The following is a 17,889-nucleotide window of genomic DNA, read 5'->3' as shown; positions in this document are numbered from 1 at the left end:
GAGCGATCACCCATGTCAGTGCTCGCCGTCGACGTCGGCACTTCCATGATCAAGACCGTTGTCCTGGACGATGAGGGCAACGAGGTGGCCGTCGCACGCCAGGCCACCGCCGTCCAGCGTCCGCGGCCCGGCTGGGCCGAGCAGGACATGACCGCGGTGTGGCAGGCCGTCGTCGCCACCATCCGGTCCGCCCGAAGCCATGTCGCGGACGGCGTGCGGTTCATCGCGTTCACCGCGCAGGGCGACGGCTGCTGGCTCGTCGACGACAAAGGCGACCCCACCGGCCCTGCGATTCTCTGGTCGGACGGGCGCGCCGCCCCGGTCGTCGAAGGCTGGCGGGCCTCCGGAGTGCTCGACGAGGCGTTCCGCCGCACGGGGTCGCTGACATTCCCCGGCCTGCCCAACGCCATCCTCACCTGGCTGGCCTCGCACGATCCGGACCGGCTGGCCCGCTCGTCCGCCTCCCTGTACTGCGGAGGATGGCTCTTCCTGCGCTTCACGGGCCACACCGCCGTCGACGAGTCGGACGCCTCGGCGCCCTTCCTCGACCCCCGCACCCGCCGCTACTCCCCCGAGATACGCACGCTGTTCGGCCTGGACTGGGCCGAGCGGCTGCTGCCGCCGGTGCGGGGCAACGGGCGGCGAGTCGGGGAACTCACCGACCGGGCCGCGCGCGAACTGGGCCTGCCGGCCGGACTGCCCGTGGTGATGGCCCCGTACGACATCGTCTCGACGGCGATCGGCGTCGGCGCGACCGCCCCCGGCCAGGCGTGCACCATCCTCGGCACCACGCTGTGCACCGAGGTGGTGCGCGACACGCCCGACACCACGGGCCGGCCCGCGGGTCTGACCATCGTCGAGGACTCGCGCGGCCGCCTGCTGCGGGCCTTCCCCACCCTCGCGGGCACCGAAGTGATCGCCTGGGCGGTGTGCACGCTGGGCCTGAGCACCCCGGCCGAGCTCGGCGAGCTCGCCGTCCAGAGCCCGCCGGGCGCCCGCGGCCTGGTCTTCCTTCCCTACCTCTCACCGGCCGGTGAACGCGCCCCCTTCCTCGACCCGCGCGCCCGCGGCGTCTTCTGGGGAATGAGCCTGGACCACCGTCCCTGCGACGTCGCCCGGGCCGTACTCGAAGGGCTCAGCATGGTCATCCGCGACTGCCTCACCGCCTCCGGCGCCGCGGCCGGCGAACTGCGCCTCTGCGGCGGCGGCGCGGCCAGCGACGCCTGGTGCAGGCTCCTCGCCGACGTCACCGGGCTGCCCACGGTGCGGTCCGCCGACAGCGAGGTCGGCGCCAAAGGCGCCTTCCTGACCGGACTGGTGAGCCTCGGCGAGGAACCCGACATCACCGCCGCCGCCCGCCGCTATGTGCGGACCCGGCCGGCCGACGAACCGGATGCGGAGCGGAGCCGGTTCTACGCCTCCCGCTTCGACACATTCCTCGCGCTGCGCGAGGTGTCCGCCGCGGGCTGGCAGGTGCTCGCCGACTCCCCGCCCGGGCCCGGCGCCTTTGCCGCCCCGACCCGTACGACCGCCGCCGGAGACCCGCATGCCTGAACCCAACGATCATCCCGAGGTGTGGCTGGGCATCGACCTGGGCACCCAGAGCGTCCGCGTGCTCGCCGTCGACGCGGCAGGAGGCGTGCGCGGATCGGGCGCCGAGCAGCTGCGCAGCCGCCGGGCGGGCCCCCGGCACGAGCAGAGCCCCGACCAGTGGTGGAGCGCGGTGCGCACCGCGTGCCGCCGTGCGCTGGACGGCGTGCCCGCCGCCTCGGTGCGGGGGGTCGCGGTGTGCGCGACCTCCGGCACCATCCTGCTCGCCGACCGCAGCGGACGTCCGCTGACCCCGGGCCTGATGTACGACGACTCGCGCGCCGTCGGGGAAGCGCCCCTGGCGGCTGAGGCCGGCGCCGCCCTGTGGGAGCGGCTCGGCCACCGGCCGCAGCCCTCGTGGGCACTGCCCAAGCTGATGTGGCTGCTCGCCCACCACCCCCGGCTGCCCGCCGGGGCCCGGCTGGTCCACCAGGCCGACCACATCGCAGAACGGCTCACCGGGCACCCCGTGGCCACCGACTCCAGCCACGCCCTGAAGACGGGCTACGACACGGAGCGCGAGACCTGGCCCGCCGCGCTCCTGGAGGACCTGCGGGTTCCCATGGCGCTGCTGCCCGACGCCGTACGCCCCGGAACCGTGCTCGGCGCCGTGTGCGCCGAGGCCGCCGAGGCCACGGGCCTGGCCGAGGGCACCCTGGTGGTCGCCGGCATGACGGACGGCTGCGCGGCGCAGATCAGCGCGGGCGCCCTGGAACCCGGCGCGTGGAACTCGGTCCTCGGCACCACACTCGTCCTCAAGGGGGTGACCGCGCAGCGACTGCGCGACCCCCTGGGCGTGGTGTACTCGCACCGCGCCCCGGACGGGAACTGGCTGCCCGGCGGCGCCTCCAGCACCGGCGCGGGGGTGCTCTCCCACGCCTTTCCCGGACGGAACCTCGCCGCACTCGACGCCCGGGCCGAACGGTACGAACCGTCCAGCCTGGTGACCTACCCGCTTGCCTCCAGAGGCGAACGCTTCCCCTTCCTCGCGCCGGAGGCCGAGGGGTTCACCCTGGGAGACCGGCACGCCGCCGCGGAGGCCGACTACCACGCCTCGCTGCTGCAGGGCGTCGCCTTCGTCGAGCGCCTCTGCTTCGACTACTTCGGGCTGCTGGGCGCGCCCCTCGACGGCCCGGTGACTTTCACCGGTGGCGGGGCCCGCAGCCGCTACTGGTGCCAACTGCGCGCCGACGTGCTCGCCCGACCGGTCACCGTGCCGGAGAACGCCGAGGCCGCGCTGGGGATGGCCATCCTCGCCCGCGCGGGCACCACCCACCCGCTCAGCGCCACGGCCCGCGACATGGTGCGGCTGCGCACCGTGGTCGAACCACGGCCAGAGCACACGCGACGCCTGCTTGAGAGCCATCTCAGACTGGTCGACGCACTCGAAGAACACGGCTGGCTGCCCGCGGCCGTCGCCCGGCACGCACGAAGGAGAACGCAACTGTGACCGATCTCGTACTGGTCCGCCACGGCGAGACGATCTGGCACGCCGAGAACCGCTACACGGGGCGCAGCGACATTCCGCTCACCCCGCGCGGACGCGAGCAGGCCGAGCGGCTCGCGGTCTGGGCCAAGCAGGCGTGCCCCGACGCCCTGTGGGTCTCCCCTCTGCTGCGGGCCCGCGACACCGCCCGCCCCGTCGCCGAGGCGACCGGCCTTGAGCCGCAGGAGGACGCCAGACTGCGGGAGGTCGACTTCGGGCGCGGCGAAGGGCTCACCACCGCCGACATGCGCGACGCGTTTCCCGAGCGGCTCGCCGCCTTCCACGCCGACCCCTCGCACCATCACCTGCCGGACGGCGAGCGTCCCGCGGACGCCGTCGAGCGGGGCATGGAATGCCTGCGGGAAATCCACCGCCGCCACCCGGAAGGCCGGGTCCTGGTCGTCGGACACAGCACCCTCAACCGGCTGCTCCTGTGCCGGCTGACGGGCGTGCCGCTGTCGGAATACCGGCGGCTGTTCCCGCTGATGCGCAACTGCGCGATCACCGAGGTCCGCTTCAACGGCGCGGACGGCGCTGCGGACAGGGCGTCGCTGCTGCAGTTCAACACCCCGGCCGAAGCCTGCGGCGACTTCCCCGCGCCGTCCGCCGCCGGTCCCGAGGAGGAAACACCGTGACCGTCAAGATCCTCGCCGCAGGTGACCACTTCGTCCAGGCCGGCCTGCTCGCCGACGCGCTGCGCGCCGAACAGGACAGGATGCCCGGGCCGTTGCAGATCGGCGAACTCCATCTGCCGTGGCCCATCGAGCCATTCGGCGACGTCGCCGAAGTACATGAGGCGTCCGGCACCGAGGAACAGCTCATCGAGGCCCTCCAGGGGGTGCGGATCTGCGTGACCCAGATGGCCCCGCTCACCCGGCGGGTCCTTCAGGCCTGCCCGGACCTCGAACTGTTCGCCGTCGGGCGCGGCGGGCCGGTCAACGCCAATCTGGAGGCCGCCACGGAGCACGGCGTCGCCGTGACCTTCGCTCCCGGCCGCAACGCCACCGCCACGGCCGAGCACACCGTCGCCCTGCTGCTCGCCGCCCTGCGCCGCATCCCCCACACCCACCGCGAACTGGCCCGGGGGATCTGGCGGGGCGACTACTACCAGTACGAGGAGGTCGGCATGGAGCTGGCGGGCGCCACGGTGGGGCTCGTCGGCTATGGCGCCATCGGGCACCGCGTCGCCCGCATCCTCGGCGGCTTCGGCGCGCACGTCCTCGTCCATGACCCGTATCTCCACGGCGGCGCAGACGCCGCCGTGGAGAGCGTCAGCCTGGACGAGCTGCTGGCCCGGTCCCGGGTCCTGTCCCTGCACGCCCGGCTGACGGCGGAGAACCGGGGCATGATCGGCGCCGCGCAGATCGCCGCGATGCCTCCGGGCTCCGTGATCGTCAACTGTGCGCGCGGCGGGCTGCTCGACTACGACGCGGTGTGTGACGCCCTCGACCGCGGGCATCTGTTCGCCGCGGCGTTCGACGTCTTCCCGGAGGAGCCCGTCCCGGCCGGCTCACGGCTGCTGCGCACCCCCGGCATCGTGATGACGCCCCACCTGGCGGGAGCCAGCAAGCAGACCGCGCACCAGGCCGCCGGGATCTGCGCCGCGGAGACCGCCCGCTATCTGCGGGGCGAACCGCTCGCCCACTGCGCCAACCCGGAGGCGCTCCCCGGCCGCGGGGGAGCCGGCGAGCACCGGTAAGGGGCGGCCAGGCGGCTGCCGGAGCCCTTCGCCTTCGCCCGCACCTCGGGAAGGCCCGTCTTCCGGCGAGCCCGGCGGCCGCCCCGCCTTGCGGACCGCCCCCCGGCGGTTCGCGTCGCGACCGGCCCGGTGCCACGATGGTGGTGACGGGGGCGGCCGTCTCCGGGAGGCTCAGCGTGGGCGTCGACGCCACCACAGGCCGCGGAGTGCCGCACGGCGGCGCGGGGACCGGCCGTGTGGACGCGGTGGTGTTCGACATCGGCGGCTCGATCTACGACGACGAGCGCTTCGTCGAAGCCCTCTACCGCGCGGTCCACGAACTGGTCGGCGAGGTCGACGAGCGTGAGTTCTGGTCGCTGTACGAGGAGGAGCGCGAAGGCGGCGCCGGGCTGCGGGAGGCGTTCGCCCACAGGTTCCTCCACGACGACGTCGGCATCCTGCGCACCCATATCGCCAAGCACTGGGCCTACCCGGTCGAGTCCCTCTACCCCGACGTGGCTCCGGTGCTGCGGGCGCTGGCCGACGACTACCGGCTCGGCATCCTGTCCAACTCGCCGCCGCAAGTGCGGGACGCGCTGCGGCGCGACGGCCTCGCCCCGCTGTTCGGCGCGATCGTCCTCGGCGGCGCCGACTCCGCGGAGAAACCCGCCGCCCAGGCCTTCCGCACCGTGCTCGACAGGCTCGGCACAACGGCCGAGCACACCGTCCACGTCGGCAACCGGCTCGACACCGATGTACGGGGCGCGCGGCGAGCGGGGCTGCGCAGCGTGTGGCTGCTGCGCGGCGAGGCCCCGCCGGCGCCTTCCCGGGACGACCTGGCGGAGGCGGACGCGGTCGTGACCTCTCTGACGGGCCTGCCGACGGCGCTCTCCCGGCTGGCCGGCGGCGCCCCGCCGCCGCAGGTGCGCAGGACCGCCCCCGCGGCTCTCGACATCACCGGTCAGTACCGCACCCGGCAGCGGCTCGCGGTCATGAACGCCGCGAGTGTCCGGCTGGGCACGTCCCTGGACGTGTCCAAGACCGCGCGTGAACTGACGCGGGTGGCCATCGGCCACTTCTCCGACTTCGCCGCCGTCGACCTCTTCGAGGACGTCGTGCGCTCCGGCGGCCCGGCGTCCCGGCCCGCCGCGCCGCCGCTGCTCCGCGTCGCACAGGACTCGGTCCTGGAGGGCTGCCCCGAGTCGGCCGCCCGCCCCGGTCAGCCGTGCCGGCACCACCCGCTGTCGCCCATGGCGCGCGCCCTCGCCGCGGAAGCGCCGTCAGGGCACTGGACGGACGACCGGGACATCCGTGAGTGGTTCCACCACGATCCCCCGGCCGCCGGAACCCTCCGCCTCCTCCGCGTCCACTCCCTCATCGCCGCGCCCCTGCTCGCCCGCGGGACCCTCCTCGGCGTCGTGCACTATCTGCGCCACCGCACACCGGACCCGTTCGACGCCGACGATGTGCTGCTGGCCCGCGAGATCACCACGCGGGCCGCGCTCGCCATCGACAACGCCCGCCGCTACGCGCGAGAGCGCAGCACGTCCCTGGCCCTGCAGCGGAGCCTGCTTCCGCGTCACGAGGCGCGGCTCTCGGCGGTGGACGTCGCCAGCCGCTACGTTCCCGCGGAGTCAGGCGCGGGAGTCGGAGGCGACTGGTTCGACGTCATCCCCCTGTCGGGGGCGCGTGTGGGGCTCATGGTGGGGGACGTCGTGGGACACGGCATCGCGGCGTCCGCGACCATGGGACGGCTGCGAACGGCCGCGCTGACCCTGGCCGACATCGACCTTCCCCCGGACGAACTGCTGACCCACCTCGACGACCTCGTCCTGCGCCTCGACGAGGAAGAGCCCACGCCTGCCGGGCACGCGACGCCGGAACAGCACACCCACACCCCGGTCGCCGGAGCCACCTGCCTCTACGCGGTGTACGACCCGGTGTCCCGGTGCTGCACCATGGCCCGTGCCGGCCACCCGCCCCCGGCGGTCGCCTCCCCCGACGGCACGGTTCGCTTCCCCGACCTGCCGAACGGTCCGCCGCTGGGCGTCGGCGGGCTGCCCTTCGAAAGCGACAGCCTCGAACTGCCCCCTGACAGCGTCATCGCGCTCTACACCGACGGCTTGCCGCACTCCGGCAGCCGCGACCTCGACGAGGGACTGCGGCTGCTCGGCGAGCTGCTCACCGGTCCCGCGGCCTCACTCGAAGAGCTCTGCGACCGGGTGCTGCACGGCCTCTCCCCGGGGAAGCACGAGGACGACGCGGTCCTCCTCCTGGCGCGCACCCGGGCGCTGGACCCCTCGCTCGTCGCCACCTGGGAGGTCGCCGCCGACCCCGCCGAGGTCGCGCGGGTCCGTCATCTCGTCACCGGCCGGCTGACGGAGTGGGGGCTGGAAGAGCTTGCGTTCACCACGGAGCTCGTGGTCAGCGAACTGGTCACGAACGCGATCCGCTACGCGCGGCCCCCGCTGACGCTCCGTCTGATCCGGGACTCCGTGCTGATGAGCGAGGTGTCCGACGCCAGCAGCACCACGCCGCACAGGAAACGGTCGCGCGCCTTCGACGAGGGCGGACGCGGACTCCTCCTGGTCGCCCAGCTCACCCGGCGCTGGGGCACGCGGTACACGCCGAGCGGCAAGACCGTCTGGGCCGAACAGGACGTATGACGCATACAGTGCCGCAACCAGGGCATCCCGGCTGGTCGTCACATACGAGCCGACGGACTCTTCCACCAGGGTCGCATCCGGCACAGGCATGGGACTCATCTAGAGTGCGCTCGAACATGCGGCCAACCCACCAACGAGCCGGGAGAGCGACAGCACGTGACAGGCATATCCGAGGACGCGGACAGACAGGCGACCAGCGGATCGTCTCCGACTCCGGACGACCCAGGGGCGGGAAGGAGCCGCGCCCGCTCACTGGGCCGGTACACGGTCACGGGTCTGGCGGGAGTGCTCGTCGGGGCCGGCGCGGCCTCCGCGCTGTGGGCGACCGGGCTGGTGACCTACGGGCAGACTCCGGACACCAAGGGGTACGCCGCGACCAGCGATCTGTGCGCCGATGCCAAGCTCAAGGCGCTCGGCGGCGCGCTGGGCGATCCGACGTCCCCGGAGGGTGACCACTGGGAGCATGATGCGCTGGACATCTCCACATGCTTCCTGCGACTGGAAAGTGCCGGAGAAGAGCAGCCGTACAACGCCCTCATCCACTACCGGCTGCACAAGAAGACCGATCCGGCCGCGGAGTTCGAGGTCTATGCCACCGACCCCGGCTACCTCGCCCCGGAAGACGCCGAGTTCCGCGCCGAGCCCCTCGGCGGGCTGGGCGATGAAGCCATCGAGCTGGTCGCCGACGACGGAAGCGGAATCAAGACCTCGGTCCGCGACGGCGGCGCCGTGCTCAGCCTCACCGTGTACCCGTCCCACCAGCAGCACAGCATCTCCGAGGACAGCCGCGAGCTCATCAAGTCCGACCTCGCCGATCTGCTGGCGGCGCTGAAGAAGTGAGTCGGTCCGGTGGAGGCGCGCGGGCGCGCCTCCACCGGATCAGGGGTCAGGAGCCCAGGATGGTCGTCAGGAACTCGCCCGTCCATGCCAGCAGTTCGCGGCCCACGACCGGCTTGCCGCCGATTTTGCCCGTGGTGGGGCGGGGGACCAGGACCTGGTGGACGGCGGGCTTGATGACCGTGCGCGGATAGAGGCGCTTGAGGCGGAGCTCCTGGGATTCGCGGAGGTCGACCGGGGCGAAGCGGATGTTGGGGCCCTGGAGGACGATCTCGGTGACGCCGCAGGCGCGGGCCAGCATGCGGAGGCCGGCGACGAGGAGGAGGTTCTCGACCGGTTCGGGGAGCTTGCCGTAGCGGTCGGCGAGCTCCTCGCGGACCGCCTTGATGTCCTCCTCGGAGTTCGCGGAGGCGATCGCCCGGTACGCCTGGAGGCGCAGCCGCTCGCCGGGCGCGTAGTCGTGCGGGACGTGCGCGTCGACCGGGAGCTCGATCTTGACCTCGAGCGGGGGCTCCTCCGCCCCGCCGCCTTCGAGCGAGGCGCGGTAGTCGGCGACCGCCTCGCCGACCATGCGGACGTACAGATCGAAGCCGACGCCCGCGATATGGCCGGACTGCTCGCCGCCGAGCAGATTGCCCGCGCCGCGGATCTCCAGGTCCTTCATCGCCACGTACATGCCCGCGCCCATCTCCGTGTGCTGGGCGATGGTGGCGAGCCGCTCGTGCGCGGTCTCGGTCAGCGGCTTCTCCGGCGGGTAGAGGAAGTAGGCGTAGCCGCGCTCGCGGCCGCGGCCCACCCGGCCGCGGAGCTGATGGAGCTGGGAGAGGCCGAAGTTGTCGCCGCGCTCCACGATCAGGGTGTTGGCGTTGGAGATGTCGATGCCCGACTCGACGATGGTCGTCGAGACGAGGACGTCGTACTTCTTCTCCCAGAAGTCGACGACGACCTGTTCCAGCGTGGACTCGGACATCTGGCCGTGGGCGGTGGCGATCCGCGCCTCCGGCACGATCTCGCGGAGGCGGGCGGCCGCCCGGTCGATCGACTCGACGCGGTTGTGGATATAGAAGACCTGGCCCTCGCGGAGCAGTTCACGGCGGATCGCCGCGCCGATCTGCTTCTCCTCGTACGGGCCGACGAAGGTGAGGACCGGGTGCCGCTCCTCCGGCGGGGTGGTGATGGTGGACATCTCCCGGATGCCGGTGACCGCCATCTCCAGCGTCCGCGGGATGGGGGTGGCGGACATGGTCAGCACGTCGACGTTGGCGCGGAGCTTCTTCAGCTGCTCCTTGTGCTCCACGCCGAAGCGCTGCTCCTCGTCGACGATGACCAGGCCCAGGTCCTTGAACTTCGTCTCGGACGAGAACAGCCGGTGCGTGCCGATGACGATGTCGACCGCGCCGTCCCGCAGCCCCTCCAGGGTGGCCTTCGCCTCCGTGTCGGACTGGAAGCGGGACAGGGCCTTCACCGCGATGGGGAACTGCGCGTACCGCTCGCTGAAGGTGCCGAAGTGCTGCTGCACCAGCAGCGTGGTGGGGACCAGGACCGCGACCTGCTTGCCGTCCTGCACCGCCTTGAAGGCCGCGCGGACCGCGATCTCCGTCTTGCCGTAGCCGACGTCGCCGCAGACCAGCCGGTCCATCGGGACCGACTTCTCCATGTCTTCCTTGACTTCGGCGATGGTGGAGAGCTGGTCGGGGGTCTCCGCGTACGGAAAGGCGTCCTCCAGCTCCCGCTGCCAGGGCGTGTCCTGGCCGAAGGCATGGCCGGGGGCCGCCATCCGCGCCGAGTAGAGCTTGATGAGATCGGCCGCGATCTCCTTGACCGCCTTCTTGGCGCGCTGCTTGGTCTTGGTCCAGTCCGCGCCGCCCAGCCGGTGCAGCGTCGGGGCCTCGCCGCCCACGTACTTGGTGACCTGCTCCAGCTGGTCGGTGGGGATATAGAGCCGGTCGCCTGGCTGGCCGCGCTTGGCCGGGGCGTACTCGACGAGCAGATACTCACGGGTCGCGCCCTGCACGGTGCGCTGCACCATCTCGATATAGCGGCCCACGCCGTGCTGCTCGTGCACGATGTAGTCGCCCGCCTGGAGGGTGAGCGGGTCGATCTGCTTGCGGCGGCGGGCCGGCATCCGCTGGCCGTCCCGGCCGGCGGCCTTCTGGCCGGACAGGTCCGTCTCCGTCAGGACGGCGATTTTGAGGCCGGGGTCGATAAAGCCGTGCTCGATCGAGCCGCACGCCACATGCACGAGGGAGGGCGAGATCTCCGCCAGCGCGCCGTCGAGGCGGGCCGCGATGCCCTCGCCGCCGAGCACCTCGACGGTGCGGGCGGCGGGGCCGTGGCCCTCGGTGACGTACACCGTGCGCCAGCCGTCCGCGAGCCAGCCCTTGGTGTCCGCGAGGGCGCGGGCGGTGTCTCCCCGGTATGACTCCGGGGCGTGCATGCCCAGTTTGAGGGTGTCCCCCGCCGCGTCAGCGGCACATGTCTCCGCGAGTTCCTCGTCGGCGGCGAACGGCGACACCGACCACCACATCATGCCCAGCTCACGCGCCCGGTCCCGGACGTCCGCGATGCCCCACAGCGAGGCCGCGCCCACGTCGATCGGGGCCTTGCCGCCGCCGGCGCTGGCCGCCCAGGACGCCTGCAGAAACTCCTGCGAGGTGGCCACCAGGTCCGCGGCCCGGCTGCGCACCCGCTCCGGGTCGCACACCACGGCCATCGCCCCGGCGGGCAGCACGTCGAGCAGCAGCTCCATATCGTCGACGAGAACGGGCGCGAGGGACTCCATGCCCTCGACCGCGATCCCCTCGGCGATCTTGCCAAGCAGTTCGCCCAGCTCCGGGTGGGCCTCGGCGAGCTCCGCCGCCCGCTGCCGCACGGAGGCCGTGAGCAGCAGCTCACGGCACGGCGGCGCCCACAGCCCGTGCTCCGCCACCTCCAGGGAGCGCTGGTCCGCCACCTTGAAGTAGCGGATCTCCTCGATGTCGTCGCCCCAGAACTCCACGCGCAGCGGATGCTCCTCGGTCGGCGGAAAGACATCGAGGATGCCGCCGCGGACCGCGAACTCACCGCGCTTCTCGACCAGCTCCACCCTTGAGTACGCGGCGGCCGCGAGCGCGTCCACGACCTCTTCGAGGTCCGCCTGCCGCCCGCTGCGCAGCGCCACGGGCACCAGCTCGCCGAGCCCCTTGACCTGCGGCTGGAGCACGGAGCGCACGGGCGCGACGACCACGGACACCGGCCCGGCGGCCGGGTCGTCAGCGCTGGGGTGGGCGAGGCGGCGCAGCACGGCGAGACGGCGGCCGACGGTGTCGGAGCGCGGTGACAGCCGCTCGTGCGGCAGCGTCTCCCACGCCGGGTACTCGACGACGCCCTCCTCGGGCAGCAGCGAGCGCAGCGCGGCGGCCAGATCCTCGGCCTCACGGCCGGTGGCGGTAACGGCCAGCACGGGGCGCTTCGCCTCCCGGGCCAGCGCGGCCACGGTGAAGGGGCGGGCGGCGGGCGGGCCGACCAGATCGACGTGCATCCGGTTTCCGTCGGCGGCCGCCTTCACCGCCTGGGTCAGCGCGGGGTCGGCGACGACGGCATCGAGGAGACCGTGCAGGCTCATGGACAGATCCATCCCGTGGGTGAGGCTGGCGGGGCGAAGCGCGGGGGCAACGCGAAGGGCCCGACGCGTAGGACGGGCCGGGGTCCTCCAGCGTACGACGGCGGTGTGACAGCCGCGTCCGGAATGCCCGCGGGGGTCCCTGCGGGGGCTGTGGGGGGCGGTTCTTCCGCGCGGCGAGCGGAGTGGAGCGGCACCGCGTACGGGTGTGAGCGCGGGCGTCCCCTGCGGATACGGACCGCCGGGCCGCCGATGCGCACGGCGGCGCGCGGGGCCGCCGCACCAGGCCGTACGCGCACGCGCGCAGGCGAGCCCGATGGGGCGGGTCATGGGGCTGCCTCCGTACTGCCCGTCTCGGCCCGCCCGCGCGGGCGGGCCGAGACGGGCCGGAGCCCGAGCGCGGCCCCTCGGGCCCGTACACGCACGCGCGCAGACAGGCCAACATACGCACGGCGGCGCGCCCTGCACACGCGCGCGTACGGGCCCCAGAGTCGTCACCGGCTGGCCGCCTTCGGCGTCCCCGTTACACGCGCGCACGCGGGCAGGCGTCCTGTCCGGTCCTGACCGTCCGTGTCTAGCCGGTACGCGCACGCGGGCGGGCGGGCCCAGTTCGGGAACGGCCGTGGCCGCGGCGGCCCCGTACACACACGCAGGGCGGGCCCGGACCCCCCGTCGGCTGCGCGGGCGGGCCCAGCAGTGCGTTCAGCGCGAGCAGCATGCCGCGGACGCGCGCGGGCGGGCCGGCTCCGGTGGCCGGGCCGGCACCACCGCCGGCCCGGGCTTCCGCCACGCGGCGCATCGGCGCAGACGGGTCCGCCGCGGACTACTCCGTCGCGATCGCGTTCAGCACATTCATCCGGCCCGCGCGGAACGCCGGCACCAGCGCCGCGAACAGCCCCACGAAGGCCGAGCCGATGAACACCGTGACGATCGTCGGCCACGGGATCTCAAGGACCTCCAGGCCCTCCAGCGCCAGCAGCTTCTGCGCGGCCGTGCCCCAGCCCATGCCGAGCCCGAGGCCGAGCAGCGCGCCGAAGAGGGCGATGACCACCGACTCCAGGCGGATCATGCGGCGCATCTGGCGGCGGGAGAGGCCGATCGCCCGCATCAGGCCGATCTCACGGGTGCGCTCCACCACCGACAGGGCCAGGGTGTTCACCACGCCCAGCACCGCGACGATGATCGCGAGCGCCAGCAGACCGTAGACGATGTTCAGCAGCTGGCCGATCTGGTCCTTCAGGTCCTGCTTGAAGTCCGTCTGGTTCTGCACCTTGTAGGTCGGGTAGTCGGCGATGGACGCCTTGAGCGCGCTGTACGCCTCCTTCTCCTGGCCGTCGACGGCCTTGGCGAACAGGAAGAAGTTCTGCGGCATCTTCTCGGCGGGCAGATGCCGCGCGGCGGTCGTGATGTTCATATACATCGCGCCTTTGTCCACGTTCGTGTCGTCCGAGGTGATCGCGGCGACCTTCAGCTGCGCGCTCTGACCGCCCTTGAAGGCGACGGTGAGCGTGTCGCCGACCGTGACGCCGTGCTCCTCGGCGTACGAGTCGCCGACGGACATCGCGTTCTTCCCGTAGGCCGCGGACAGCTCGCCTGCCACCGTCGTACGGCGCAGATCCTGTGCGTACGTCGGGTCGGCGGCGACCAGGCTCTCGTCCTCGGTCTTTCCGTCGGGCGAGGTCAGCTTGGCGTCGACGATGCGGTACTCGGTGACATGCGCGATGCCGGCGGTCTCCTCCAGCGCCCGCTGCACCTGCGGCACGATCGGCTGACCGCCCTCCGAGGAGACGATGAAGTCCGCGCCGACCGACTTGTCGAGTTCCTCGGTCGCGGAGGCGACCATCGAGGAGCCGACGACGGACAGGCACGCCACCAGCGCGAGGCCGATCATCAGGGCCGCGCCGGTCGCACCGGTGCGGCGCGGGTTGCGCAGCGCGTTGCGTTCGGCGAGCCGGCCGACGGGGCCGAGGAGCCGCAGGGTCGGCGCGCTGAGCATCCGTACGACGACCCCGGCGAGCAGCGGGCCGATCACGATGAATCCGATGAGCGTGAGGACGACTCCGAGGCCGAGGAACATCGACCCTTCGCTCGCCTTGTCCGCACGGGCGGCGGTTGCGAGCGCCACGGCTCCGACGCCGGTGAGCAGCAGACCGGCGACGGCCCGGACGCGGCCCGACGTGGCGTCGGCGGGCATGCCGGCGTCCCGCAGCGCGGCCATCGGCGAGATCTTCCCGGCCCGGCGGGCGGGGATGTACGCCGCGACGACGGTGACGACGACGCCGAGGACCAGCCCGGCCACCGGGGTCGTCCACTTCACGGTGAGGTCCCTCGTGGACAGCTCCATGCCGACCGAGCCCATCAGCTCCATCAGTCCGACGGCCAGACCCACGCCCGCCGCGACGCCCACGGCCGAGCCGACGACGCCCAGCAGCAGGGCTTCGAGAAGCACGGAGCGGTTGACCTGCCTGCGGCTGGAGCCGATGGCCCGCATCAGGCCGATCTCCCGGGTGCGCTGCGCGACCAGCATGGAGAAGGTGTTCACGATCAGGAAGACGCCGACGAGAACGGCGATTCCGGCGAAGCCGAGCATCGCGTACTTCATCACGTCGAGGAAGGAGCCGACCTCCTCACGGCCCGCGTCGGCCGCCTCCTTCGCGGTCTGCAGCTTGTACGGGGCGTCCAGGGCCGCGGCGACGTTCTTCTTGAGCTGCTCATCGCTGACGCCGTCCGCTCCGGTGGCCAGCACATGCGTGAACAGGCCCTCTTTGCCGAGCAGTTCGCGCTGCGCGGTGGCGGTGTCGTAGTAGACGACGGCCGCGCCCGGGTTGGTCACCTTGAAGGAGGCGATGCCGGAGATCTTCGCGGTGAAGTCGCCGGTGACGGCGATGGCGCGCAGCTCGTCGCCCAGCTTGAGACCGTGCTTGCCGGCGGTGTCGGCGTCGACCATCACCTCGGCAGGACCGCGCGGGGCGTGGCCGGAGGTGATCTCCATCGCCTTGAGGTCGTTCTGCGTCCAGTTGCCTGCGATGGTGGGCGCGCCGGTGCTGGAGCCCATGTTCTTGTTGTCGGCGTTGACGACGGTCACGCTCATCGACATGACCGCGCCTTCGGCCCGCTGGACTCCGTCGGCCTTGGCGACGGAGTCCAGGACCGAGGCGGGCATTGACTCGGGCTTGCCGGTCCGCGGGTTGTCGTCGGTGTCGTCCGCGTCCTTGGGGCTGACGGTGACATCGGCGGCGGTGACGGAGAACAGCTTGTCGAATGTCGTGTTCATGGTGTCGGTAAACACGAGCGTTCCGCAGACGAAGGCCACCGACAGCAGCACGGCCACCGCGGAGAGCGCCATCCGGCCCTTGTGGGCGAGGAAGTTGCGCAGCGAGGTCTTGAGCACGGTCACGACGTCCGTCCCTGCGCGTCGAATTCGGAGGTCTGGTCGAATTCGGAGGTCTGGGGGTGTCCCCCGGAAAAGCACCGCATACGGTCCAGCACGGCGTCGGCGGTGGGCCGGAGCATCTCGTCCACGATCCGGCCGTCGGCGAGGTAGAGGACGCGGTCGGCGTAGGCGGCGGCGACCGGGTCATGGGTGACCATCACGATGGTCTGGCCCAGCTCGTCCACGGAGCGGCGCAGAAAGCCCAGCACCTCGGCGCCGGCGCGCGAGTCCAGATTTCCGGTCGGCTCGTCCCCGAAGATGATCTCGGGGCGGGCGGCGAGGGCCCGCGCGACGGCGACCCGCTGCTGCTGGCCGCCGGACAGCTGCGCCGGGCGGTGCTTGAGGCGGTCGCTCAGACCGACCGTCTCCACCACCCTGTTGAGCCAGGCGGCGTCCGGCTTACGGCCCGCGATGTCCATGGGGAGCGTGATGTTCTCCAGGGCGCTGAGCGTGGGCAGCAGATTGAACGCCTGGAAGATAAAACCGATCCGGTCCCGGCGCAGCTGGGTGAGCTTCTTGTCCTTGAGCTTGGTGATCTCGGTGTCATCGAGATGGATCTCGCCCGAGGTGACGGTGTCGAGCCCGGCGAGACAGTGCATCAGCGTCGACTTGCCGGACCCGGACGGGCCCATGATCGCGGTGAACTGACCGCGGGCGATGTCGACGTCCACATGGTCGAGCGCGACGACGCGGGTCTCCCCCGCGCCATACGCCTTGACGACCTGCCGGGCTCGCGCCGCGACGGCCGTACCCCCTCCGGTCCCCCCGTGCGCGGGAATGGTGACAGCCGTAGTCACGGTATGACTCCTCGGTAGCGGATGGACGGCAGGCATGACGGCCTGACCGTTGCTCTGAGTCTTCCGGCAGCAGTGGCCTGATCGCGCTGGTGCACGGTGCAGTTCCGGCCCGGGGGTTTTCCCCACCCTCCCCCGGCGGCGCCTGCCTCGGCTGCGCCTGCTGCGGCCTTAAAGACAAGCTAAAGAACCGCCTCCTCCATCTCGTCGTCCGCCGGGACGAACGGCCCCTGGCCAGAAGTAGGGAGTAGCCCCTAAGGGATCTCCCCCTGAAGGGGGAGACGGAGAAAGCCTGAACCCTCCCGTGGCGTGAGGCGCAAGTGAGAAGGTGTGCCCGAGGCGATAAGCGCAGACTGAAAGGAACGGGGAGTGGCAGGAGCCGGCGACACGGAGGAGGGCGTGGACGGCGGCGGCCAGCGCTCACGGCCCGCCGCCTGGGCGCGGCGCTGTTCGGCGCCGTCGCCAACGCCGTGCCCACCGCGCACCTCGGCGCCGCGGGCGGCGATCTGGACGCCGCCGCCCGCGCGCTCGACGACCCCTCCTCACTCACCGCGGACGCCGCCGACCGGCTGCGCCGTGCGGTCGACGCCGCCGTGGACCACGTCTGCCAGGGCGCGGCCGCCGCGGCCGCCCTCTCCCTGCTGGTCCTGCTCACCTTCGCCCCACGGCGTTTCCCCGTCCTGACGGACGAGCCGACGGACAGGTGACGGACGAGGACCGACGTCGCGCCTGTTCACCCCTCCGCGGGAGCGCGGCCCGTCAACGCCGCCAGGCTGTTGCGGATGTGCGTCATCGTCGCCTGCATCTCCTCGCGCGTCTGAAGGTGTTCCCGCAGCAGGCGTTCGGTGTCACGGGAGATCCGCTCCGCGCGCAGCCGCGCCGCGGCCTTCAACTCCGCGCCGCGGGCCTCCGCGTCCTCCTGGGAGTGACGGGCGCTCTCCTCCGCCTCGGCCAGGGCGCGCCGGGCCTCCGAAAGACGGGCCTCGGCATGGGCCGTCAACTCCGTGTGGCGCGCGTCCAGTTCCGCCTCGTCCTCGGCGAAGCCGCGCTCGGCGGCCTCCCAGCGCTCCGCCTGTTCCTTGCCCAGCTCGGTCAGCATCGCCTCGGTGCGCCGGTGCATCTCCTCCAGTTCTGCGGCCGCCTTGCCCCGCAGGTCCTTCGCCTCCCGCCGGGCTTGCGTGTACAGCGCCTCCGCCGACCGCTGGGCCGCGAGCAGCGTACGCCGGGCGCACTCCTCCGCTTCGGCGCGCACCGCGTCGGCGTGGGCCTGGGCGGCGGCCCGTACGGCGTCGGCCGCCGTGCCCGCCTCGTCCGCGAGCGCCTGCGCCTCCTCGCGGGCCGCCGCGTCCAGCGCCTCCGCCTCCTCAAGGACCAGCGCCAGCAGATACTGGGCGCGGCTGCCCAGCGTCTCGTAGGTCTGCGGGGGCAGCTGCGCGACGGTCTCCCGCAGCCGCTCCGTCTGCGCGGCCATCTCCTTGGCCAGGACGGTCAGCCGCGCGGCACGCTCCCAGGCCTCGTCGCGCTCCTGCGACAGGGCCGAGACACGGGCGTCGGTCTCCGCCATGCGGTAGCCACGGCGCACGACGGCGAAGCCGTGGGGTGACATCGATGCAGCGCTCATCCTTCAAGCCCCTTTCCGGCACACAATGCGATTCGGCGCACATCCTGGTGGATCAAAGGGAAGCGGCCATACCGCGACACTCCCCCCGCCCTCACGGGTCAAGGATGCGCCATACGACAGCAAACGCCCGGCCCGGTTCCCTGCGGTATGCACCGTTATGGAACCGGGCCGGGCGCAGGCGCC

At 72.5% G+C, this 17,889-nt stretch carries 10 protein-coding genes and 1 pseudogene; 7 read left to right on the top strand and 4 right to left on the bottom strand.

Annotated features, from left to right (window positions below):
- Positions 1–12 precede the first annotated feature (12 nt).
- From OF819_RS20910 to OF819_RS20885, 6 genes are all read left to right on the top strand, one after another.
- Positions 13–1,554: an FGGY-family carbohydrate kinase gene (locus OF819_RS20910; RefSeq protein ID WP_267245137.1), complete on the top strand. Its 1,542-nt coding sequence runs from the start codon at positions 13–15 to the stop codon at positions 1,552–1,554.
- Positions 1,547–3,040 carry an FGGY-family carbohydrate kinase gene (locus tag OF819_RS20905; protein WP_267245136.1) on the top strand — a complete coding sequence of 498 codons (1,494 nt, stop codon included), beginning with the start codon at positions 1,547–1,549 and terminating at the stop codon, positions 3,038–3,040. Before OF819_RS20910 ends, OF819_RS20905 begins: the two co-directional genes overlap by 8 nt.
- Positions 3,037–3,711 carry a histidine phosphatase family protein gene (locus OF819_RS20900; protein WP_267245135.1) on the top strand — a complete coding sequence of 225 codons (675 nt, stop codon included), beginning with the start codon at positions 3,037–3,039 and terminating at the stop codon, positions 3,709–3,711. Before OF819_RS20905 ends, OF819_RS20900 begins: the two co-directional genes overlap by 4 nt.
- On the top strand, positions 3,708–4,775 hold the full coding sequence (locus tag OF819_RS20895; RefSeq protein ID WP_267245134.1) for a 2-hydroxyacid dehydrogenase: 1,068 nt from the start codon (positions 3,708–3,710) through the stop codon (positions 4,773–4,775). Before OF819_RS20900 ends, OF819_RS20895 begins: the two co-directional genes overlap by 4 nt.
- Before the next feature lie 137 nt (positions 4,776–4,912).
- Positions 4,913–7,420, top strand: coding sequence for an HAD-IA family hydrolase (locus OF819_RS20890; RefSeq protein ID WP_267245133.1), 2,508 nt, complete (start codon positions 4,913–4,915; stop codon positions 7,418–7,420).
- A 156-nt stretch (positions 7,421–7,576) separates the two neighbouring features.
- Positions 7,577–8,260, top strand: coding sequence for a hypothetical protein (locus tag OF819_RS20885; protein WP_267245132.1), 684 nt, complete (start codon positions 7,577–7,579; stop codon positions 8,258–8,260).
- A gap of 46 nt (positions 8,261–8,306) precedes the next feature.
- On the opposite strand, the gene mfd is transcribed toward OF819_RS20885, so the two are convergent.
- The 3 genes from mfd to OF819_RS20870 all read right to left on the bottom strand — a co-directional run bounded on the left by mfd (position 8,307) and on the right by OF819_RS20870 (position 16,088).
- Positions 8,307–11,861: a transcription-repair coupling factor gene (mfd, locus tag OF819_RS20880; protein ID WP_267245131.1), complete on the bottom strand. Its 3,555-nt coding sequence runs from the start codon at positions 11,859–11,861 to the stop codon at positions 8,307–8,309.
- A gap of 820 nt (positions 11,862–12,681) precedes the next feature.
- Entirely contained in the window at positions 12,682–15,255 is a 2,574-nt protein-coding gene (locus OF819_RS20875) for an ABC transporter permease (protein ID WP_267245130.1), read from the bottom strand.
- Entirely contained in the window at positions 15,252–16,088 is an 837-nt protein-coding gene (locus OF819_RS20870; RefSeq protein ID WP_267245129.1) for an ABC transporter ATP-binding protein, read from the bottom strand. The genes OF819_RS20875 and OF819_RS20870 overlap by 4 nt, the downstream gene beginning before the upstream one ends.
- A gap of 431 nt (positions 16,089–16,519) precedes the next feature.
- On the opposite strand from OF819_RS20870, the pseudogene OF819_RS20865 reads away from it, so the two are divergent.
- Positions 16,520–16,792, top strand: a pseudogene (locus OF819_RS20865) (MFS transporter); the annotation flags it as partial.
- Between the two features lie 26 nt (positions 16,793–16,818).
- On the opposite strand, the gene OF819_RS20860 reads toward OF819_RS20865, so the two are convergent.
- Positions 16,819–17,706 carry a cellulose-binding protein gene (locus OF819_RS20860; protein WP_267245128.1) on the bottom strand — a complete coding sequence of 296 codons (888 nt, stop codon included), beginning with the start codon at positions 17,704–17,706 and terminating at the stop codon, positions 16,819–16,821.
- Between the last annotated feature and the right edge of the window lie 183 nt (positions 17,707–17,889).

The sequence above is a fragment of the Streptomyces sp. PR69 genome (assembly GCF_026420845.1).
In the GTDB taxonomy this organism is placed as follows: domain Bacteria; phylum Actinomycetota; class Actinomycetes; order Streptomycetales; family Streptomycetaceae; genus Streptomyces.
Note: the sequence above shows the minus strand (reverse complement) of the source record. Positions and strands in the feature narration are given on the sequence as shown.

Excerpts from the sequence above, each read along its gene's own strand:
- OF819_RS20910 (WP_267245137.1), top strand. The coding sequence starts at position 13 with ATGTCAGTGCTCGCCGTCGACGTCGGCACTTCCATGATCAAGACCGTT.
- OF819_RS20890 (WP_267245133.1), top strand. The coding sequence starts at position 4,913 with ATGGTGGTGACGGGGGCGGCCGTCTCCGGGAGGCTCAGCGTGGGCGTC.
- OF819_RS20860 (WP_267245128.1), bottom strand. The coding sequence starts at position 17,706 with ATGAGCGCTGCATCGATGTCACCCCACGGCTTCGCCGTCGTGCGCCGT.
- OF819_RS20905 (WP_267245136.1), top strand. The coding sequence starts at position 1,547 with ATGCCTGAACCCAACGATCATCCCGAGGTGTGGCTGGGCATCGACCTG.
- mfd (WP_267245131.1), bottom strand. The coding sequence starts at position 11,861 with ATGAGCCTGCACGGTCTCCTCGATGCCGTCGTCGCCGACCCCGCGCTG.